The following is a 22,196-nucleotide window of genomic DNA, read 5'->3' as shown; positions in this document are numbered from 1 at the left end:
GGAGGGGAATGACATGAAAAAATATTGGCAACTTCTTTTAATTGCCGGAATAATCGTTGTAACATTTACTGTTCACTATATACAAGTAGCGAACGCAAAAGGTAAAGATTATGATTTTACATTCGAAAAAATTTCAGGCGATGATAAATATATAGATTCATTGATGTTCAAAACAAGCCTTCAATATGGCATGGTCTACAATTCACTTCTTATTAGTAAAGATGAATCCTCGTTAATCGAAACTGTCCATAACCGGGAAATTCCTTTGATGTTTCAAAAACTTATAGATGAGCATAAAAACTTCATGCGAGGTAAAGCATTAATTGCCAATAACTATTTTGAGGACGATACGAAGCTTATTTATATGAAGGAACCTGAGGAAGGCTGGAAAGTAAAAGCAGGGGACACATACAGTTATGAAGTTGATATACTGGATAAAGTGAAGGATGAGAAAACGTCATTTTCCATCAAGTCACAGCTGAATAATAGATATAACTGGGTTTTTTATAGTGATATTACAGTTGTTAATAATGAGCTTAAACTTATTGTAAAACAAGTTGATAATGACGGAAGCGAAAAAATGTACCAAGTGATTATTGATTTGAAAAAGCAGCAGCTGCTAAGCGAAACTTTACTTGAAGAAGCGGCAATAGATGAAGCGACAAGAACAAGTATTGAAGCCTACAATTCTTATTCAAATTTAGGTCATGAAAAATACCATGTCTATTCTATAAGCTCTTTTGATATGAAGAGTCCTGAGCTAAATCTTATTTCAAGTCAGTTCCGTGCAATAAATATGGAAACGAATGAAATAATAGATATACAGTTACCGGATGGTTTAGAGCAGAAACTGCAAAGTATTGAAGTGGATGATAATTACTTAGTGATCGCCTATTCTACAAAAGAGGGAATAGTCATTTACAGATATAATATTGGTCAGCAGCGATGGCTGGAACCGATTACTGCATCGAATACTGAAAAAGTGTTGAATCCTGACCTGAACAGCACGACTTCACTAAATGGGAAATTATACGTCATGACAGAAGTGAATAATGATTTTGTGCTCAAGATTTTTGATATTCAACAAGGGGCATTATTATATGAAGGAAAAGTTATCAATAAAAATATGAAACAAAAATATTATATTCACATAACTGATGTTTATGAATTAGAAAGTAAATGATTGTTAACTCATTGAATTTGGCTACCAACAGATTTTAGAGTTATATAGTAGAAAGACGCTTAATCGAGGCATGTGCGGAAATTCTCCGGCAACCCAAAATTAAGCGTCTTTTTCGTGTTACAGCTTATAAGGCAGTTTCTCTTCCATAAACTTTTGGAAAGCACGAACAGCAGGGGAAGAGTTTTTCTTTTTACTCGTATGGAGGCCGAGATTCCAAGGAAGTTTCGGATTTACAATTGGAATCGACTTAATCAATTGATGATCGACTTTCGTTTCCATTGGTTTCGGTAAAATCGAAACACCTAAATTTTCGCTGATCATGCCACTGATGAATTCCCATTCCGAACTTTCAAATGCTACTTCCGGATGGAACCCGACATGCAGACATTGCTGGATAATGAGGTCATGGAATAATTTTTGTTTGATTAAGATAAACGTTTCATGTTCCAGCTCAATTAAATCCACCTGTTCCCGGTCCACTAAAGGATGTGTATGGTGAACGAAGAGTGAAAGCTCGTTACTTAAGAACGGAACGACATCAAATTCTTTTTCATTTGCCGGCAGCATGGCAACACCAATATCCAAACTGCCCTCTAAAACATTTTGTTTAACCGTTTTTGAATCATCCTCGAAAATTTGAATTTTAATATCGGGGTATAATTCATTAAATTCCTTAATAATTTTCGGGAAAAATAAAAATCCGAAAACGGGCGGAATCCCCATTTTAATTTTTCCCTTTCTTAAATTCATCAGATCATATAGATGAACGGATATATCATCCAATGATTCCATGATCTTTTCACCTTCCGCCAATATAATCTCCCCGGCTTCGGTTAATTTGATTTTCTTCGCAGAGCGGTCGATCAGCTCGACATTCAATTCCTCTTCCAAACTTTTCACTACTTTACTCAGTGTCGACTGGGATAAGTGAAGAGACTTTGAAGCTTTCGTAAAACTTTTATACTTTGCTACTTCAATAAAGTAAGTAAGTTGGCGAATATCCATTCCGTAACGTCTCCTCCTAACTATGAATTTTATGCATACTTTACATTCTAACTATGAATTTTACTCAATATAAGGGCGGTTGTATACTAAATGTGTACGAGTTGTGAATATTTTTCTCACCTTGTTCGAAAATGTTAATAGCTTATTGTAAAACATCTTTACAATTGATTTTCATTTTACCATTCACTTTATCTCGAATTGACTCGCATGAAATTAGGTAACCACTACGGATTACCACAAGAAGAAATCATTAAGTTATTACAAGTAAGTACCGGCGACAGCTGGGTAGCACGCAACTGGTCAGATGTTTCTGAGTGGACTGCAGACACAGCATTAGCAGTATTACAAAAAGACTTAAAAGCAACTTACGAAGAAAGCATCAACAACAACTTAGAAATGCCATTTAACGCATTATCTTCAATTCAATTATTCCATTCAATGGGTAAAGAAAAGAAATAAGCTTGAATAAAACTCTTCCCGCTATCAATTATGGTAGCGGGTTTTTTAAATTTCTAATCACCAAACTCCAAGAATTTTATAGCTGTAAATATTTTATTGACTGAATATTCTTATTTATTTACACTGAGGAAAACGAGACGACATCGAGAGACAGCTAGAACTAGACAAAGGAGAGGGTATGTTGTGTTTAAATGGAAGAGTAAAGAGCAGTTAAGGCAATTATTAGGCGAACTTGTACAAGTGCAAAGTGTATCGGGTTCCCAGGCTGAAAAGGATTTTCCTGAAGTTGTAGTGAGTAAACTGTCGGAGCTGGCGTATTTCAAAGAATACCCTGACCATTTAAATCGAACATATTTGAGTGATGGGCGCAGTTTTATTAGCGCATTGGTCAAAAAATCTCCGGTTACGAAAAAGACAGTCGTGTTGGTTAGTCACTTTGATGTGGTGGATGTACAGGATTACGGGAAGTGGAAACAATATGCTTTCGATCCTGAGAAGCTGACAGAACAGTTTTACTCGGTGAAAGATAACTTGCCGGAAGCAGTACGAGTTGATCTAGACAACGGAAACTGGTTATTCGGCAGAGGCACGATGGATATGAAGTGCGGGCTTGCTTTGCATATGTCCATTGTAGAACAGGCGACATACGGAGAATATGACGGCAACATTCTTTTATTGACCGTTCCTGATGAAGAAGTAAACTCTGAAGGAATGCGGGCAGCGGTTCCACAACTTGTACAGCTAGCGGAAAAATATAATCTTGAATATACGACGATTTTAAATTCAGAGCCGATGTTCAGCAATTTTCCTGGGGACCTAAATAATTACTTCTATACCGGCTCAATCGGAAAAGCATTGCCGGGCTTTTTATGCTACGGGAAGGAAGCCCATGTCGGGGAACCGTTCGGGGGACTGAATGCGAATTATATGGCATCGGTCATCACAGCTGAAATGGAATTAAATATGGACTTTTGCGAAAAGGTGGGCGTAGAAACGACACCGCCACCAACGAATTTAATTTACCGTGACTTGAAAACGGAGTATTCCACTCAAATTTCGCACCGGGCTGTAACCTTGTTTAATTTATTTTTATTTGAAAGAAGCATGACAGATGTTATATCAATGCTTCAGCAAAAAGCGATCAATGCGGCAACTGAAATCGAACAGTCCTATATGAGCAAAGCGACAAAGTATTCACAGCATACAGATTTTACACCGCAACCTTTAAAAGTGAAGGTCATGACGTATGAAGAAATTTACGAATATGCGGTGGAGAAGTACGGCGAAGAGCGGGTTGAAGAGCTTCTATCAAACCGTGACAGCGAAAAAGATGACCGGCAGCGAACGATTGACCTCGTTGATCAATTAGCTGCATTATGTAATGAACTGGCACCGATGATTGTCATTTTCTTCGCACCGCCCTTTTATCCTGCCATCAGTTCAGGTAAAACGAGACTCATCAGCAATCTTGTAAATGAATTGAAGGAATACTCGCATGAAACATATAATATGAAGTTTACAGTTCAAAACTACTTTGCCGGAATATCGGATTTAAGCTATGTAGGGTTGAATTATGAAAACAGTTCGATTGAATCGCTTATAAACAATATGCCGATGTGGGATAAAGGCTACTCGCTGCCGATCGATGATATGAAAAAGCTGAATGTACCGGTGCTGAACATCGGTCCGGTAGGGAGAGACCCGCATAAATGGACAGAAAGACTGGATGCGGATTTTGCGTTTGGACCATTAGTCGATCTCCTTGATTTGACGATCGCAAAGTTATTCGCGGCGCATTATGAGGTAAATGAACAAATCTTGAGTAGTTAATAATCTGCCTTTAACGTTTATCGTTAAATTTGTGATACAGTGGGAATACTAACCGCGAACTAAAGCGGAGTTGGAGGCTTATGATGACAAATACAGTAGATGAATTATTAGAATCGCTCGTGGCAGCGACAGTAAATAATGAAGTGAAATGGAGTAAAGGTACGGAAGCGTTGGAAGATGTGTTGGAAGAAGTTTATGGCAACACGGCAAAGCTTTATTACTTCTTTGATGAAGAAGAAGGTTCAAACATCGTGTTAGCAACGTATCAATATTACGAAGGCGAAGTAGAAGCCGATGAATTTTTAAAAGACGGCATGAGCCTGTTTGTCATCGACGCAGACGATTTTGAGATTTTAAATGAAGTAACAGATGAAGATGCGGACGATGCAAATCTATTCGCAGCTTTAATGGAAGCAATTGAAGAAGCGAAGTAAGGGTTAACGTAGCGGGTGTGGACGGATTAGGATCGTCTGCATCCGTTATTTTTGAAGTAGGGTCGCTGGAAGAAAGCGGGCCGAGATTTTATTAGAACAATAGAGTGGTTTATTAGAAGAAATTCAAGTGATATTAGAAGAACTGGGCTCGTTATTAGAAGATCCGCAAATTTAAGGTGCAGGAGAACTTTTATTCCCGGTAAAATGGGCGAGAAAAGGCTGTGTCAGGATTTTATTAGAACATTTGAGCGGGTTATTTGAAGATTGAGGCAGGATATTAGAAGAAGTACATACTTTATTTGAATATCCGGGACACTTATTAGAACAAACCGCATTTATATTAGAAGATCGGCAATATATTAGAACAAATAAAATTATATTAGAACTTCTGCGGATATATTAGAAGATCCGGCTCCCACACCCCCAACGCCCACTAAAAATCGCCCGGTAACAAACCCCGGGCGCCCAACTCAAACAATCAACTACCGTTAGCTATTCAACAGCTCAAACCCTTTCACCGCTAACGGCACTTCACCAAAAGGCTTCTGGTCGAACTGTTCCTCGATATAAATTTCCGCCAGCATCTGCTCACGTTCACCGGCCGTTTCGCCATGCTTTACCGCAACAACCGCTTCGTATAGACAGGCAAGCTGTTGCATAAGCGGTTTCGCCTCCAGTGTTTGCATGGCCGGATCCAAAGTGACAAACACTGCGAAACGCTGCTCCACGACAGAGGCCAGCTGCTGTAAATACGGATGGTTCGTCTGCTGTAATTCATTCAGCAGCGTACTATGCGCATTTTTTTGCACAAGACGAATGAGCTCGTGTGCCAAGATGTTCGCAGTTCCTTCCCAAACAGTCAATACTTGCGCATCGCGAAGCAGGCGAGGGAGCACGAAATCCTCGATATAGCCGTTCCCGCCATGAAGTTCAATCGCTTCATGCGTAAACTCGATTGCCCACTCGGCCGTTTCCTTTTTCACTAACGCAATTAACAGGCGGACGAGCTGCTGTTCTTCCTCTGAAGCATTCCCGCGGACAACTTCATCATAGCGCGACACTAAATCGAACAACGCGACAAGCGATGCGTGCCATTTTGCGTGCAGTGCGCCTAACGAATGCCTCACCATCGGAAACTCGGCAACTGTCTGGCCAAACGCAATACGCCCGTTTGTATAATGTACCGCTTCATCCAATGCGCGTTTCATAATGCCGACAGATGCTGCGGCATTGCAAATACGTGACAGGTTAAGCGCCTCGAGCATATAGTAGATGCCTTTGGACGGATCCCCGACAACATATGCTTTTGCACCGTTAAACTCGACCTCTCCTGATGGAACTGCTTTTACGCCAAGCTTATCTTTCAATCGGCGGATCGTAATATGATTAAGCTCACCGTCGTCGTTACGCCATGGTACAGCAAACAAAGTTAAGCCGCGTGAGCCCTGTTTGGAACTAGTAGTCTGGCGAGCAAGCACCATCGCAACACCGCACATCCCGGCATTTGAGGCAAAGTACTTTTCGCCGTATAAACGCCATTCACCTTGTTCAAGTCGCGCTTCCACGACGTTCGCTCCGACATCGGATCCTCCTTGACGCTCCGTTAAAAACGTTGCCCCTTCAAATAATTCCGTATCGCCTGTTGCACAAATATGAGGCATAAACTTCTGCTTCAGTTCTTCAGATGCATAGTGCTCGAATAAATAAGCCGTCGCCATCGTCAATGTAACAGGACAGTAAAAACCTGGCTCAGTTTGCGATAGTAAATAACCTTGCGCAAAGCTGTATACATAATTGCCTTTATGACCTAATTCAGGAATGTCTTTATGCACATAGCCGACAATCCCTGTACCATAAGTTTCGGCAACCGTTTGTTTATAGCCTTCGTTTACAATAACTTCACTCACTTCATCACCGTATGCATTATAGCGGCGCAATCTTGGTTCGCCTTCGCGGTCCGTCACTTTGGCACGGGCATCAATTGGTCCGGCACAAAGCGCACCGAATGCCGTCAGCTTTTCATCCGCATAATGATAAAAAGACGGCGAAAGCTTTTGCTGTAATAGCTGATGCAATGTCTGATCAGATTCATAAAAGTTCTGGCTCTTTTCACGTTTATTGGCTAACACTTGCATTTGCTTCACCTCTTAGCTGTTGTTTTAATATCTTTCCGGAAGCATTGCGCGGAAGTGCTTCAGCTTGCTCAAAGATTTTCGGGATTTTAAACGCGGCAAGTTTTCCTTCTAAATGCTCGCGGATTTCCTGTTCGGAAACAGGGACTTTCGCACAGTAAACCGCTTTTACTGTTTCACCCCATTCAGGATGCGGTACGCCGAACACCGCTACTTCAAAAATCGCATCATGCAGCAGTAGCTGATCTTCAATTTCTTTCGGATAAATATTCACACCACCGGAAATAATCACATCTTTTTTACGGTCAACGATGTAAATATAGCCCTCTTCATCAATGCGGGCTAAATCTCCTGAACGTACCCAGCCATCAACGAAAATATTTTTCGTTTCTTCCGGATTTTTATAGTACTCTTTCATATTACCTTCACCATATAAGATAATTTCGCCAATTTCTCCGGGAGCCACATCTTCATTTAAAGCATTAATAACACGCAGCTCTGTTCCAAATGGTGCTCGCTTGCCGATACTTCCTGCCTTGTGAGGGTGGTCGGCAGCATGTAAAATCGAACCGCTCGGACCGGCTTCCGTTAAACCATATACACAAACTAAGTTGTCCGTATTAAACTGCTGCTGAATATATACGACTTCTTTTTCGGAAAGTGGTGCGCCTCCGTACACCCACCATTTCATTGACGACAGGTCCGCACTTGCGATTCGCGGTGAGCCGGCAGTTAGAAGGTAGGCAACAGGTGCTCCAAAGAAGTGCGTCGTTTTGTATTTTTCTACCGTATCTAGTAACAAGTCAGGCGTAAACGTCGGTGTGAGTACAGCGGTTGCCCCGACTAGAATGGCCGTAACCAAAAATAAATTCAATGGCGCAGAATGAGTAAGCGGCATCATAATGAGCATCCGGCTTTCTGGTTTTACTTCCATTTCAATTGCAATCATATGCGATACAGCAAGTACATTGCGGTTTGTCAGTAAAACGCCTTTTGGATTGCCGGTTGTGCCGGATGTATAAAGTAATGTGGAGTCATCGTCCTCTACCAGATCACAACATACAGCTTCATTAGGTTCGGCTTCCTGGAAATGATTGAAGCTTTGCCAGTCATGGACAGCAGGACCTGTTTTTACTTTTAAACCATTGAACATAATCGTAGCGGCCTGTTCGAAAATCAGCTCATGGACAAAGATCGCCTTCGCATCGCTATGATTGAGCACATACTCAATTTCACGTGTGACAAACTTGGCATTGATCGGTACAACGACAGCACCGATACGCTGGATGGCAAAGTAAAGCGCGACGAATTCTTGCACATTTGGCATGAAAATTCCGACTTTATCGCCTTTAACAATTCCGCTTGCACGCAACGAGCCGGCGATTTTATTTACTTGATCATCCAATTGTTGATACGTCGTTTCCTGACCGAGACTAATAACAGCAACTTGATTCGGATACTTTCTTGCATGACGAGCTAATAGATTAGAAATATTCATGATTGGTCCTCCAATAATCGAATTAGTTTTTCCTGAAAAATAGCTTCCGTTTTTTCAATATCTTGACGGATTTCATACAACTCTTGAATCTTCTGGTCAATTTCCTTTATCTTTTGCTGACCGTATTCGATTGTCCGCTCCAGCTGTTTAATACCTGTACGATCAAGGTCAAAAAGCAAAATCATTTCCTTAATTTCTTCCATTGAAAACCCATATTTTTTTCCCCGGATAATTAGTTTGATCTTGGCCTCCTCCCGTTTGGAATAATGGCGCATACCATTATGAGGTCGTGTCGGTTTCAAAATCCCGAGCTCTTCATAGTAGCGCAATGTTCGCGGTGTGAGTGCATATTCTTTAGCGATTGTTTTAATGGATTTCATAAAGACACACCCCCATTGGTGAAAGTATATCATTTACGTTAACGTCAATTTAAAGAGAAATAAAGAATAAAATAGAGAAAAATTTACTGGAAGAGAGAAACGCGAATTATAATTCTATGTAATTTTACTTATCTATAGGAATAAATAATTAAATTTAAAATTCCGAATATTACATATTGTAAAACTATTAATGTACTTGTAAACTTGTCATACAAGCTTAAAACTTTTCATAAACGGGGGGAATGAAATGAAAAAGTCACTTTTATTATTTTTGGTAGCGCTAACATTAATCTTGTCCGGCTGTATAGAGCGACGTGAATTCATCACAATCGCAACAGCATCGGCAGGGGGAACTTATTATCCAATAGGGGTTGGATTAGGCAATTTATGGACTGAAATTTTAGTTGAAGACAATGTTAAGGGGACAGGTCAATCATCAGCAGGGTCCGTAGAGAATATCCAGCTATTAAAAAATGAGGAAGCAAAAGTAGCGATTCTTCAAGGGTTGATAGGTGCGCAGGCATATGAAGGACGTGGAGGAAACTTTGAAGGGCGACCTTATAAAGAGTTACGTTCAATCTCCATGCTTTGGTCAAACGTTGAGCATTTCGTATTAATGAATAAAGAAACTGAAACAGGAACTATTTCAGATATCGATCAGAAATCATTTTCAGTTGGTCCGCAAGCATCTGGAACAGAACAATCAACATTAGTAATCATGGAAGGACTTGGCTTAACGAAAAAAGACATCACACCTGAATATTTAGGTTATGATGATACGATTTCAGCGATGCGGGACGGGCGTTTAGATGGAGGTTCATTACCGGCAGGTGTACCGGTTTCATCCATCATGGACATGGCTGCATCAGGTGTGAAAGCATCGGTACTGGATGTAACGGATGAACAGCTTGATAGCATTAACAGCATATTTAACACATGGTTCCGTTATGTTATTCCAGCAGGTACATATACAGGAATCGATAAAGAAATTAATACTATTGCACAGCCGAACTTTTTAGCGACAACAGCACAAATGGATGAGGATCTTGTTTATAAGTTAACGAAAGCTATCTATGAAAACTTGGACAAAGTACATCAAATTCACAATTCAGCGACTGAAATAAAATTAGAATCAGCATTAAATGGTCTTCCGACGCCACTTCATATCGGAGCATACAAATATTTTGTGGAAGCTGGCTTAGACATACCAGAGCATTTAATTCCACCTGAAGCAGGAGAAGATCAACAATAAAATCCATTATGGGGGTGTAATGATGATTTTTAAGAAAAAAGAAAAAGAGTTCGATGTTACAGAAACACTTGAAAACGATAAAGAAGCCGGTGGGGCAATCCGTACGTTTACCGGTAAAACAGGATTGATTATTTCAGCATTATTGTTTGCACTGGCATTTTTCTCGATATACGTAAACAGCTTAATGAATATTCAGGAAATCTATCGGAATGCGATATTCCTGACATTTATTTTAGTGCTGACATTTTTACTTTATCCGGCAACAAAAAAATCGAGTAAAACGAAAATTACAGTTATCGATTATATTTGGGCGGCATTTGGGTTTGCCGGGGGAGCTTACATCCTATTAAACTACTCAAATATTCATAATGTAAAATTTTCAGAGCCGACATTCATTGATTATGTATTTGCCTTCATAACGATTGTCGTATTACTGGAAGTTTCACGGCGCACAATTGGACTATTTATTCCAATCTTATCGGTAATCGCTTTATTCTTTGCACTTTTTGGTCCATGGTTCCCGGGAATGTTTGGACATGCAGGATTCAGCTTCGAGCGTTTACTCTACCGTTTGTATATGACAACTGAAGGTATCTTCGGAATGACCTTCTCCATTGCGACAACTTATATTGTCATATTCATTTTATTTGGTGCATTTTTAAATGCGAGCGGGGCAACACGTCTGTTTAATGACTTGGCATTATCGATTGCAGGTCAACGTCGTGGAGGACCAGCACAAGTGGCTGTATTATCTTCTGCATTAACTGGGATGTTAAGCGGATCGGCGGTAGCGAATGTTGCTACAACAGGTACATTTACAATTCCATTGATGAAGAGCATCGGTTTAAAGCCTCGCTTTGCTGCAGCGGTTGAAGCAACTGCTTCTACAGGTGGAATGATTATGCCGCCAATTATGGGTGCGGCTGCATTCATTATGGCTGGATTCTTAGGTGTAGGTTATAACATCATTGTTCTAGCGGCAATTATACCAGCAATTCTTTATTACGCTTCACTCATCATTGCGATTGATATCGAAGCGAAAAAGCAAGGATTAAAAGGAATTAGTAAAGACAACATTCCTGATGTAATAGAAGTTATAAAAGCACGTGGTGTGTTAATTTTACCGATTGTCATTGTTATTGTGACATTGATGACTGGTTTCACGGCATTATTGGCAGGTTTCTCGGGGATTTTTGCTTGTATTGTAGCAAGCAGGTTAACGAAAGACAAAGAATTCCGTATTGGAATTAAGTCGATTGTCAACGCATTAATCGAAGGGGCACGAGGTACGATTCAAGTAGCTGTTGCCTGTGCCACAGTTGGGATTATCATCGCAGTAATTACGATGACTGGCTTAGGTTCAACTTTAGCCTATAACATTATTCAAATCTCAGGGAATAATTTAGCGATCATTTTAATTCTCGTTATGATTACGAGTATCGTACTAAGTATGGGCTTACCATCAACGGCTTTATATATTGTTGTAGCGGTTGCAGCGGCACCGGCATTAATCGAAGCTGGCGTTAACCCAATTGCGGCACATTTCTTTGTATTCTGGTTCGGTGCACTTTCAAACATTACACCGCCTGTAGCACTGGCATCCTATACAGCAGCAGGTATAGCGAGAGCCGATGCGATGCAAACATCCTGGACAGCCGTAAAACTCTGTTTACCAGGTTTCTTATTACCGTTCATGATCGTATATAATCCGGCACTTGTCATGCAGACAGATGCAACTGGAATCGATGCCATATTACAAATTGCATTTGCCTTTACAACATCAATTTTAGGTGTTTTCGCATTATCGACAGCTGTATTTAATTTCATTACAACAGGTATGAATATGATGGAACGTTTGTTAATGGGGGTTGCGTCAATTCTTCTTATTATCCCGGAATTAATTTCAAGTGCGATTGGACTTGCTCTTATTATAATCGTATTAGCAATTCATATTCCGCGTGGGAAAAAGGCCAATGCCGAAGTGAATAATTTATCTGTTGAAAGATAGGAGATTTTTTATGCAAGTAGAACGTAGAAAAGTTGCGGATCAGGTTTTAGATTTTTTAATCGAAATGATGCGTACGGGTGAATTACAAAAGAATACAATATTACCGACTGAAAATGAGTTGGCAACTCGCTTTGGTGTAAGTAGAGCACCCATTCGTGAAGCATTGAAAGTACTTGAAGTTGCTGGTGCAATCGAAAGTAGACAAGGTGGGAGAAGTTTAGTAAAAGAAGTGTCTTTAGCTCAATTGCTTGATCCGGTTCGTTTTCAGCTTATTACTAAACAACAAGTGCTCGATTTACTGGAGTTTCGAATCATTGTTGAATGTGAGGCGGCTGCACTTGCTGCTGAACGACGGACAGAAGAAGAGCTGATCGAGATTCAAAATCTGGTAAAGCACTTCCAGCATTTAATGGAAGACAACCAAGCGATTGGTCATGAAGAAGATTATCAGTTCCATCAATTCATAATGAAGGCGAGTAAAAACGACTTTATTTCAGAAACGATCAGCAACTTAAGTGATCTGCATCTACGTGCTTTAAAGTTTTCGCTATCTCACAATTTAGGTTGGGATAAAAAACGTCAGGAAGTAGCCAAAGAGCATATGTTGATTGCTCAGGCGATTGCAGAAAAAGACTGTGAAGGGGCAAGACAGGCGATGCGTGAACATTTAAGTAATGCACGTCAAAAAATTCTTAACTTACCAGAAGAGTAACGTCTTACTAACGTTCTCTATCATGGTCAGTAGTTAGGACAATGGGGGAACGATATGGAACAAATCCAACAGCTTTTATATCAGTGTATTCGCGATGAAGCACGCATTCTTACAGAAAAGGCGGATTTAGTTAGTTATTCTTACGATGCTTCCTTTGGATCGTATATGCCTGAATTCGTTGTTCAGCCTTTATCAACAGAAGAAGTAGCCTCTGTTATAAAGCTGGCTAATAATCATAAGATTCCCGTTTATCCACGCGGGCAAGGGACAAGCTTAAGTGGCGGACCTTTGCCTGTTCGTGGAGGGATTGTACTTGATCTCTCCCAATGGACTTCGAAATTAGAAATTGATGCAGAAAATATGCTGGCAATAGTATCACCGGGGGTTACCGCACAAGCGATTAACAATGCGGCATTGCTACACGGCCTTATTTACCCACCCGATCCGAGCAGTATGAATATCGCGACAATCGGGGGGAACCTCGCTGAAAATTCAGGGGGACCAAAAGGATTGAAATATGGTGTAACAAAGGATTACGTTATCGGCTTGGAAGTTGTCACTCCTGAAGGCGATGTCATTCGAACGGGTGGAAAAACGATGAAAAATGTAACCGGCTATGATTTAACGAAGCTCATCGTCGGCTCTGAAGGAACATTAGGGGTCATTACAGAGGCTATTTTACGTTTATATCCAAAGCCGCAAGCAACGGAAACATTAATGGCTCAGTTTGATGATATTGTCGATGCAGGACGCGCTATCTCCAATATTTTAAGCGCAGGAATTATTCCCGCAAAACTTGAGATTATGGATAGAGCCTCGGTGGAAGCAGTTGAAGCGTATCGTCCATCAGGATTACCAACCAATATTGATGCGTTAATTTTAATTGAATTAGACGGCCATCCAGAGGCGATTAAAGATGAAATTAAACGGGTAAACGATGTTTGTCTTAAAGATAATGCCCGTGCAGTTCAAATCGCGCAAACAAAAGAAGAAGCGGCGCAGCTATGGCAGGCAAGGAAACTTGTATCACCGGCAATTGTCCGTCTAAAACCGACGAAGATTTCTGAAGATGCGACCGTTCCGCGCAGCAAAATCCCGGAAATGTTCCAACGTTTAAAGGAAATACGTGAAAAGTATAATGTCGACCTTGTCGTGTTCGGTCATGCAGGTGATGGAAATTTACACCCGAATATTATTGCGGACGAACGCGATGCGGAAGAAATGCGACGTGTAGAAAAAGCAGTTGAGGAAATATTCCGTACAGCCATAGAACTAGGCGGTACATTATCAGGCGAACATGGAATCGGTACGTTAAAAGCACCATTTATGGAAATGGAGCTAGGGGCAGTCGGGGTAGATATGATGAAACGCATTAAACAGGCATGGGATCCGAACGATATATTAAACCCGGGAAAAATATTCCCTGAGCCCAATCAAAGGTTTGTGTTAACAAATGACTGAACTAGCCTATCAAGAGACACTGAGCTGTGTTCAATGTGGCTATTGTCTGCCAACGTGCCCAACGTATGTAACATTCCAAAAAGAAACCCATTCACCACGCGGTCGCATAAATCTCGTGAAAATGGCTGCCGAAGGGAAAATCACGTATGACGAAATTTCTGAGGCCATTGATTTATGTCTAGGTTGCCGTGCATGTGAAACAGCCTGCCCAACAAACGTAGAATACGGAAAAATTCTGGAGTCGGCGGTCGAAGTGTTGACGGTTCATAAAGAACAACAAATGAAAAGTCGGATGAAAACGGTAAAGTCGCTATTATTCAACCAAGTTGTACCGAATAAAAATGTTCAAAAAGTACTTGGTACCGGCTTAGCGATCTATCAAAAAACAGGCCTGCAAAAAGTTATGCACAAAACAAATGCACTAAATATATTGCCGGAAAATCTGCATTCATTTGAAACGATTTTACCAACCGTTAAAGGACCGATGAAGCGAAATAAAAGAAAAATGCATTATACGGTACAAAATCAAAAACCGGTATTTAAAGTAGGCTTTTTTGTAGGCTGTATTATGGATACGATGTTTTCATCGATCAACACAATGAGCATGAAACTATTGCAGCAAGCGGGTTGTGAAGTGACCGTTATTAAAGAACAAGGCTGCTGTGGTGCGCTTCATCAACATAGTGGTTTATCGGATAAAACGCGTCAATTGGCAAAAAGAAATATTGAAGCATTTGAGCAATATGAGTTTGATTATGTAGTAAATAGCATCGGTGGTTGTGGCGCGATGTTAGGGGAATACCCGCAATTATTAGCAGGTGAAGCAGATTGGGTAAAGCGTGCGATCAACTTTTCCGCAAAGTCTGTAGATATTAGCGTTATTTTAAGTCAGCTATCACTACCATTTAAAAACGATTTGCCATATGTCGTTACTTACCAGCCGTCTTGTCATATGACAAATGTACAAAAACGTGTAGATGAGCCACTTCATATGATTAACAGTATTCCGGGCATTGAACTGATGCCATTGCCGGAAGCTCATATGTGTTGTGGTTCTGCAGGAATATATAACATCATTCGTTATAACCATTCAATGAAAATATTAGATGAAAAAATGAAGCATGTGAAGTTATTACAACAACGACCAAATATAATAGTAACGACAAACCCGGGCTGTCATTTACAAATGAAGTTAGGGGTAGAGCGTGAAGGATTGGCTGAAACGGTTCGAGTTGTGCATCTTGTCGAGTTGTTAGCTGAAGCATGCGGGATAGAAGCGTAAGGGGGAAAATGGATGTTAGATGTAGTGATTATAGGTGGTGGGATTGTTGGTTTATCTGTTGGACTAGCTTTAACAGAACGCTTCCCGGATAAAAAAGTAGTCATTTTGGAAAAGGAGAATTCGGTGTCGAAGCATCAAACCGGCAATAATAGTGGTGTGATCCATTCCGGCATTTATTATAAACCTGGCAGCTTTAAGGCCCGTTTCGCTAAACAAGGAAGTCAGTCGATGGTAGCCTTTTGTGAAGAACATGGCATTGAATATGACATTTGCGGGAAAGTCATCGTGGCAACAGAGCAACACGAACTGCCGTTATTAAAAGACTTATACGAGCGCGGTTTACAAAACGAGCTTGAAATTGAAATGCTGAATGCAGAGCAACTGAAAGAAATTGAACCGCATGTAGCGGGTCTTGCAGCGATTCGTGTTCCGCAGGCCGGAATAGTAAACTACCAGCAAGTCTCGGAGAAGATACGGGAGTTAATAGAAGAAAACGGTGGCGAAATTCGTTGTGGGGTAGAAGTAAAATCAATTGATGAACACGATAATGGCGTAACAATCGATACGTCTAAAGGTACGGTCGAAGCAAAAGTAATGATTAACTGTGCAGGACTGCAAAGCGACCGTATCGCAAAAATGACGGGATATTCTGCGGATTTAAAAATTGTACCATTCCGTGGCGAATACTATAAGCTCAAAGAAAGCAGCCGCAGTTTAGTCAATCATTTAATCTATCCTGTACCAAATCCGGACTTTCCGTTTTTAGGTGTGCATTATACGCGCATGATTGGCGGAGAAGTCGAAGCTGGTCCGAATGCTGTTCTGAGTTTTAAACGGGAAGGCTATAAAAAAACAGATATAAACTTATTTGATATTGCTGAAACATTAACTTACAAAGGTTTTTGGAAGTTAGCCGGAAAGAACATGAAAGAAGGGCTGAATGAGATGGCCCGTTCATACAGCAAAGGATTATTCGTAAAAAGTTTGCAAAAGCTTATTCCGGAAATTCAAGCAGATGATTTAGAACCTGGTGGAGCGGGGGTACGGGCCCAAGCGTTAAAGAGTGATGGTTCGATGGTTGATGACTTTTATTTCATCCCGGGTAAACGCAGCATTCATGTGCTAAATGCCCCTTCACCGGCAGCAACTGCATCTCTGGAAATCGGCAAGGAAATTGTTGCAAGATTTGAGAAGAAATTCGAAACGGTTTATTCATAAAAAGATAAAATACCGGAGGCTTAAAATTAAAAAAGCTTTCGGTATTTTTTATTTGTTTAGAAGAAGGCATAACTATATATAAAATAATACGCATTTTCGCCATAATCGTATTGACAATTATTATCATTTAGCATTATTATCTAATTAGTGAAAATGATAATTGTTATCAATTAAATTTAAGGAGCGTTATTCAAATGAAAACGAAAAAGTTTTATTCTTTAATGGCAATGCTTTTCGTGGCAATTGGTTTACTAGTTGTTGCGGGTTGCTCGGATAAAGAAACAAGTTCAAATGAAAACAATGAAGCAACATCAGGTTCTTCGAATTCAGAAGATTCAGCAACACAATATCCAATCGTCATCAAACATGCATTAGGTGAAACAGTAATTGAAGAAAAGCCGGAGCGTGTAGCAACGGTTGCATGGGCTAACCATGATGTGGCACTTGCTCTAGGTGTAGTGCCTGTTGGTTTTTCAGCAGCAAACTACGGCGTACAGGATGAAAGCGGAATGCTTCCATGGACAGCAGAAAAATTAAAAGAGCTGGGCGAAGAAAATCCAAACATTTACCAAGATACAGATGGCATAGACTTTGAAGCCGTTTCGGATTCGAATCCGGATGTTATTTTAGCAGCATATTCAGGACTTACACAAGAAGAGTATGATACGTTAAGCGAGATTGCACCAGTTGTTGCCTATCCGGAAACTCCATGGGTTATTACATGGCGTGACCAAATTCTATACAATGCAAAAGGTATGGGCATGGAAGAAGAAGGTAAACAATTAATCGCTGACACAGAAAAATTAATTCAAGATAAAGCAAATGAATTCCCGGAAATCAAAGGTAAAAAAGCGGCTTTCGGTATGTTTACCGCGACGGATTTATCGAAGTTCTATATTTATACACCGGCTGATCCACGTGGTGAGTTACTGGAAGAGTTAGGTATGGAATATCCGGAAAGCATTAAAGCGCAAGTTCAGGATGAAAGCAGCTTCTATATCGAGTTAAGTGCAGAAAATGCAGATGCTCTAAATGATGCAGAAATTCTAATTGCATATGGCGATGATAATACATTAAAAGCACTTCAGGCAGATCCGATTTTAGGAAAAGTACCTGCAATCCAAAATGGTTCGGTTTTAATTATTCCTGACAACACACCACTTGCAGCTGCAGGAAACCCGAACCCGCTATCACTACAATATACAATCGACGAGTATGTAACTTTAATTTCGGAAGTTGCAAAAAAGTTAAAGTAATATGAAAAGTACATCCGTTTTAGAAAAGAAACAAAATATGATGCCGCGTAATTTTATTAAAGTATCATTGCTTTTGATAATTTTACTCGGACTATGTATACTAGCATCACTTGTATTCGGTTCGCGGATGATTGGCTGGACAGATCTTCTGAATGGGTTATTCCATTCAGAGGCTCAGTCTCATGAAGCGAACGTGATAAGGCAGCGTGTAGTAAGAACGATTTTCTGCCTGCTATGCGGTGCAGCATTAGGTGTTTCCGGAGCGCTGATGCAATCGGTAACCCGCAACCCTATTGCAGATCCAAGTATATTAGGTGTCAATACAGGGGCATCGCTTTTTGTCGTTTGCGGCATTGCCTTTCTCAATATCAGTTCGGCAAACCAGTATATTTGGCTTGCGATAGCGGGAGCTTTTATTACCGCTATTTTTGTATTTGGGATTGGTTCAATGGGGAGAGGCGGCGCAACACCATTAAAGCTCGTGTTGGCAGGTGCGGCTACGAGTGCAATTTTATCATCACTTGTCGTGGCAGTCATGATACCGAGAACGAATGTAATGGATCAGTTCAGATTTTGGCAAGTCGGAAGTGTCGGTTCCGGCAGCTGGGATGCCATTACATTATTTATTCCATTTATAGTAGTAGGATTATTAATTGCCTTAATTACAGCGCCGGCATTGAATGCGATGGCATTGGGTGATGATGTTGCGACAGGGCTGGGTGTACGCACAGGTACTGTAAGAATTGTAGCGGCATTAGGTGGCGTATTATTATGTGGTGCTGCAACAGCATTGGCAGGTCCAATCGGCTTTATTGGGTTATTAGCTACACATATCGTACGTCTCGTAATAGGTCCTGATTTACGTTATATTATTCCGATGTCAGCATTGTCGGGGGCGATTATTTTAACCTTTTCCGATGTGATCGGAAGGCTCCTTGGCAGTCCAAGTGAGCTCGAAGTTGGGATTGTGACGGCCTTTATAGGTGCGCCGATTTTAATTTTAATTACGATGAAAGCGAAAATGCGTGCAATATGATGAATGAAACGATGAAGATGATTAAGACGTCAAGAGTAAAAAGAAAACGCCGGTTTATAATGATGACTTTCTTGATGGCCATCATTTCGCTAGTACTTTGCGGTTTGATGCTTATGCTCGGCAACACGATTTATCCGGTACAGGATGTCATAAAGGTTTTACTAGGTGAACAAGTGAAGGGAGCAACCTTTGCGGTAAATACAATTCGTTTCCCGAGAATGGTTGCCGGTTTGTTTGCAGGCTTTGCATTTGGTGCCGGGGGCTATATTTTTCAGACGATGCTGCGCAACCCGCTGGCAAATCCGAATGTAATCGGAATTACAACAGGTTCAAGTGCTGCAGCTGTATTTTGCATCATTGTATTAAATGCAAGCAATGCAGTCGTGTCGATTGCAGCTGTAATGGGAGGGCTTGCAACAGCAATCTTTATTTATCTGCTGGCAAAAGGCACATCCTTTTCGATTGGCCGACTTATTTTAATCGGTATCGGGATACAGGCAATGCTGACGGCATTTATCAACTATTTAATGCTAATCGGGGATACACATGATATTCCGGCTGCAATGAGATGGCTGAGCGGCAGTTTAAACGGTGCGAAATTAGCGAACCTTTATCCGCTAATCCTGATCGTATGTATTTGCACACCGATCTTAATGTATTTTGCGAAGCGTTTGGAAATGCTGGAACTTGGTGAACAGGCGGCAACATCTCTAGGCGTCAATACAAATCAAACAAGAGTCATTCTTATTATTACATCGGTGCTCATGATTGCATTGGCGACTGCTGCAACCGGTCCGATTGCCTTTATTTCCTTTTTGGCAGGTCCGATTGCAAAGAAATTAGTAGGTGTCGGATTTTCTGGTCTCATTCCTGCAGGTTTAATCGGTGTTATTTTAGTATTGGCAGCAGATCTAATCGGACAGTTTGCGTTTGAGACACGCTATCCGGTAGGGGTCATTACAGGAATAATTGGTGCCCCCTACTTAATTTATTTATTAATCCGAATTAATCGGAAAGGAGATTTATGATGAAATCGACACATACATTCCAAACGGAAAATCTTGTTGCAGGCTATGACAACAAAGCGATTTTACAAGGTGTTAGTCTAGCGATTCCAAGCAATAAAATCAGCATTATTATCGGTTCGAATGGCTGTGGGAAATCGACGCTTTTAAAAACGATGGCACGATTAATCAAACCAATCTCCGGCCAAGTATTGTTGGATGATAAATCGATTAACAAAATCCCGCCGAAACAGCTTGCACGTGTTTTAGGACTCCTTCCGCAATCACCAGTTGTACCCGAAGGCATTACGGTTGCTGACTTAGTTGGACGGGGCCGGTTTCCGCATCAGAGCTTTTTAAAAGGCTGGTCAACGGAGGATTATGAAGCGGTAGCAGAAGCGATGGAAATGATGAACATAACGGAACTTGCCGACAGTCATATCGATGAGCTGTCAGGAGGGCAAAGACAACGTGTATGGATTGCCATGGCACTTGCACAGCAAACCGACATCTTGTTTTTGGACGAACCGACTACATACTTGGATATTACATACCAAGTGGAAATTTTGGACTTATTGACGGATTTAAATCGTAAGCATGGTACGACAATTGTGATGGTGCTCCATGATATTAATTTATCCGCCCGCTATGCAGACTATATTTTTGCTTTGCATAAAGGTCTACTCGTTTCGGAGGGAACACCAGCAAACGTAATTACGAGTGAATTGATCAAAGATATATTTAATTTAAACTGTGTTGTCACACAAGACCCTGTTTCGGATTCACCTTCCGTTGTCCCGATTGGAAGACATCATTCGAAGTCCGGAATGCTCGTTTAGCTGCAACTTAGTCAATGGAACCTGAAGGCGACTGCGTGAAAAGCGTAATGTCCGACAAATGAAAAGAATGGAGTGTTTCGAATGAACGATATTTATGATGTAACGATAATTGGCGGTGGTCCCAGCGGATTATACAGTGCGTTCTATGCAGGGTTGAGAGATTTAAAAACAAAGATCATTGAATTCCAGCCGACGCTCGGCGGGAAACTCCACGTTTATCCTGAAAAGATTATTTGGGATATCGGTGGTATGCCTCCAACACCAGCACAGCAAGTCATTGAAAATCTTATTAAACAGGGACTGACATTCAAGCCAACCGTATGTCTAAATACAAAAGTCGATTTCATCACAAAAAAAGAAGATTTGTTTGTGGTTGAGACAAGTTCAGGCGAAAAACACTATTCGAAAAAAGTGATCGTTGCAGTAGGTGGCGGCATTATTAGTCCGATTAAATTGCATATTGAAGGTGCGGAAAAGTATGAAGTATCGAACTTGCACTATACAATTCGAGGCATCCAAAGCTTTAAGGACAAGTCACTGCTAATTTCAGGCGGCGGTAACTCGGCGATTGACTGGGCGAAGGATCTGATCGGTATTGCCAAGCAGATTACCGTCATTTACAGAGGCGAAAAGCTATCTGCTCACGAAGCACAAATCCGCCATTTGCAGGATAATGGCGTTCCGATCGTTACAAATACACAGATTAAAACACTTGTAGCGAATGAAACGAAGACGAAAATTGAAGAAGTCATTTTGGAAAACGTCGTAACAAAGGAAACATCGAAAATTGTAGTAGATGATGTCCTTGTAAATCACGGCTATGACCGGGATTCTTCATTTACTTTTGATACGGCACTCTCTCCGGAAAAAGATAAAGATTACGACTATTATTATTTGACGGACGGTAAGGGGCTGACATCGGTTGACGGGATTTATGCTGTTGGCGATATTTCCAAATATGATAACAAAGTATATTTAATTACCGGTACATTCCAGGATGCGGTCAATGCGATAAACGCTATCAAAATTAGCCTTGAACCGACAGCAGATCAGTATGCAAAAGTTTCTTCGCATAATGAAGTATTCGAAAAACGCAACCGTGAACTGATGAAGGACATGCTTGTGAATGGCTAGTATGCTGAATAAATAAATTAAATAATCACAACGCAGAAGTTTACGTGAACTTCTGCGTTTTTTAATGTTGGAA

At 40.8% G+C, this 22,196-nt stretch carries 19 protein-coding genes; 15 read left to right on the top strand and 4 right to left on the bottom strand.

Annotation, left to right across the window (positions count from 1 at the left end):
* Positions 1-13: 13 nt before the first annotated feature.
* The gene (locus MKY71_RS14045) at positions 14-1,183 is read left to right on the top strand and encodes a hypothetical protein (protein WP_340733017.1); all 1,170 of its coding nucleotides are present in this window, start codon (positions 14-16) and stop codon (positions 1,181-1,183) included.
* A gap of 117 nt (positions 1,184-1,300) precedes the next feature.
* On the opposite strand, the gene MKY71_RS14040 is transcribed toward MKY71_RS14045, so the two are convergent.
* Complete coding sequence (locus MKY71_RS14040) at positions 1,301-2,188, bottom strand: LysR family transcriptional regulator (RefSeq protein ID WP_340733016.1); 888 nt, start codon at positions 2,186-2,188, stop codon at positions 1,301-1,303.
* Between the two features lie 207 nt (positions 2,189-2,395).
* Between MKY71_RS14040 and MKY71_RS14035 the strand changes: the two genes are divergently transcribed.
* The 3 genes from MKY71_RS14035 (at position 2,396) to MKY71_RS14025 (ending at position 4,911) form a co-directional block, all read left to right on the top strand.
* Complete coding sequence (locus MKY71_RS14035) at positions 2,396-2,647, top strand: hypothetical protein (protein ID WP_340733015.1); 252 nt, start codon at positions 2,396-2,398, stop codon at positions 2,645-2,647.
* A 183-nt stretch (positions 2,648-2,830) separates the two neighbouring features.
* Entirely contained in the window at positions 2,831-4,477 is a 1,647-nt protein-coding gene (locus MKY71_RS14030) for a M20/M25/M40 family metallo-hydrolase (protein ID WP_340733014.1), read from the top strand.
* Between the two features lie 83 nt (positions 4,478-4,560).
* A complete protein-coding gene (locus tag MKY71_RS14025) occupies positions 4,561-4,911 on the top strand; it encodes a hypothetical protein (protein WP_340733012.1) in 351 nt (116 codons plus the stop codon).
* A 488-nt stretch (positions 4,912-5,399) separates the two neighbouring features.
* On the opposite strand, the gene MKY71_RS14020 is transcribed toward MKY71_RS14025, so the two are convergent.
* The 3 genes from MKY71_RS14020 to MKY71_RS14010 are packed head-to-tail and all read right to left on the bottom strand — an operon-like array spanning position 5,400 to position 8,921.
* The gene (locus MKY71_RS14020; protein WP_340733011.1) at positions 5,400-7,046 is read right to left on the bottom strand and encodes an acyl-CoA dehydrogenase family protein; all 1,647 of its coding nucleotides are present in this window, start codon (positions 7,044-7,046) and stop codon (positions 5,400-5,402) included.
* Positions 7,027-8,541: a class I adenylate-forming enzyme family protein gene (locus tag MKY71_RS14015; RefSeq protein WP_340733009.1), complete on the bottom strand. Its 1,515-nt coding sequence runs from the start codon at positions 8,539-8,541 to the stop codon at positions 7,027-7,029. Before MKY71_RS14015 ends, MKY71_RS14020 begins: the two co-directional genes overlap by 20 nt.
* Positions 8,538-8,921: a MerR family transcriptional regulator gene (locus tag MKY71_RS14010; protein ID WP_339172974.1), complete on the bottom strand. Its 384-nt coding sequence runs from the start codon at positions 8,919-8,921 to the stop codon at positions 8,538-8,540. The genes MKY71_RS14015 and MKY71_RS14010 overlap by 4 nt, the downstream gene beginning before the upstream one ends.
* A gap of 247 nt (positions 8,922-9,168) precedes the next feature.
* Between MKY71_RS14010 and MKY71_RS14005 the strand changes: the two genes are divergently transcribed.
* The 11 genes from MKY71_RS14005 to MKY71_RS13955 all read left to right on the top strand — a co-directional run bounded on the left by MKY71_RS14005 (position 9,169) and on the right by MKY71_RS13955 (position 22,123).
* Positions 9,169-10,173: a TAXI family TRAP transporter solute-binding subunit gene (locus MKY71_RS14005; RefSeq protein WP_340733008.1), complete on the top strand. Its 1,005-nt coding sequence runs from the start codon at positions 9,169-9,171 to the stop codon at positions 10,171-10,173.
* A 22-nt stretch (positions 10,174-10,195) separates the two neighbouring features.
* Positions 10,196-12,181: a TRAP transporter permease gene (locus MKY71_RS14000; protein WP_340733007.1), complete on the top strand. Its 1,986-nt coding sequence runs from the start codon at positions 10,196-10,198 to the stop codon at positions 12,179-12,181.
* A gap of 10 nt (positions 12,182-12,191) precedes the next feature.
* Positions 12,192-12,893 carry a FadR/GntR family transcriptional regulator gene (locus MKY71_RS13995; RefSeq protein ID WP_340733006.1) on the top strand — a complete coding sequence of 234 codons (702 nt, stop codon included), beginning with the start codon at positions 12,192-12,194 and terminating at the stop codon, positions 12,891-12,893.
* 54 nt (positions 12,894-12,947) lie between these two features.
* A complete protein-coding gene (locus tag MKY71_RS13990; protein ID WP_340733005.1) occupies positions 12,948-14,354 on the top strand; it encodes an FAD-binding oxidoreductase in 1,407 nt (468 codons plus the stop codon).
* On the top strand, positions 14,347-15,636 hold the full coding sequence (locus tag MKY71_RS13985) for a (Fe-S)-binding protein (RefSeq protein WP_340733004.1): 1,290 nt from the start codon (positions 14,347-14,349) through the stop codon (positions 15,634-15,636). The genes MKY71_RS13990 and MKY71_RS13985 overlap by 8 nt, the downstream gene beginning before the upstream one ends.
* A gap of 12 nt (positions 15,637-15,648) precedes the next feature.
* Complete coding sequence (gene lhgO / locus MKY71_RS13980) at positions 15,649-16,854, top strand: L-2-hydroxyglutarate oxidase (RefSeq protein ID WP_340733003.1); 1,206 nt, start codon at positions 15,649-15,651, stop codon at positions 16,852-16,854.
* A 194-nt stretch (positions 16,855-17,048) separates the two neighbouring features.
* Entirely contained in the window at positions 17,049-18,110 is a 1,062-nt protein-coding gene (locus tag MKY71_RS13975) for an iron-siderophore ABC transporter substrate-binding protein (RefSeq protein ID WP_339195633.1), read from the top strand.
* Between the two features lies 1 nt (position 18,111).
* On the top strand, positions 18,112-19,146 hold the full coding sequence (locus MKY71_RS13970) for a FecCD family ABC transporter permease (protein WP_340733002.1): 1,035 nt from the start codon (positions 18,112-18,114) through the stop codon (positions 19,144-19,146).
* Positions 19,143-20,174: a FecCD family ABC transporter permease gene (locus MKY71_RS13965; protein ID WP_340733001.1), complete on the top strand. Its 1,032-nt coding sequence runs from the start codon at positions 19,143-19,145 to the stop codon at positions 20,172-20,174. The genes MKY71_RS13970 and MKY71_RS13965 overlap by 4 nt, the downstream gene beginning before the upstream one ends.
* Positions 20,174-20,989: an ABC transporter ATP-binding protein gene (locus tag MKY71_RS13960; RefSeq protein WP_340733000.1), complete on the top strand. Its 816-nt coding sequence runs from the start codon at positions 20,174-20,176 to the stop codon at positions 20,987-20,989. Before MKY71_RS13965 ends, MKY71_RS13960 begins: the two co-directional genes overlap by 1 nt.
* 81 nt (positions 20,990-21,070) lie before the next feature.
* Positions 21,071-22,123: an NAD(P)/FAD-dependent oxidoreductase gene (locus tag MKY71_RS13955; protein ID WP_340732999.1), complete on the top strand. Its 1,053-nt coding sequence runs from the start codon at positions 21,071-21,073 to the stop codon at positions 22,121-22,123.
* Positions 22,124-22,196: the final 73 nt, after the last annotated feature.

It is taken from the genome of Solibacillus sp. FSL W7-1324, assembly GCF_038008025.1.
GTDB lineage: Bacteria > Bacillota > Bacilli > Bacillales_A > Planococcaceae > Solibacillus.
The sequence above is the reverse complement of the archived record's forward strand: the minus strand, read 5'-3'. Positions and strand labels throughout refer to the sequence as shown.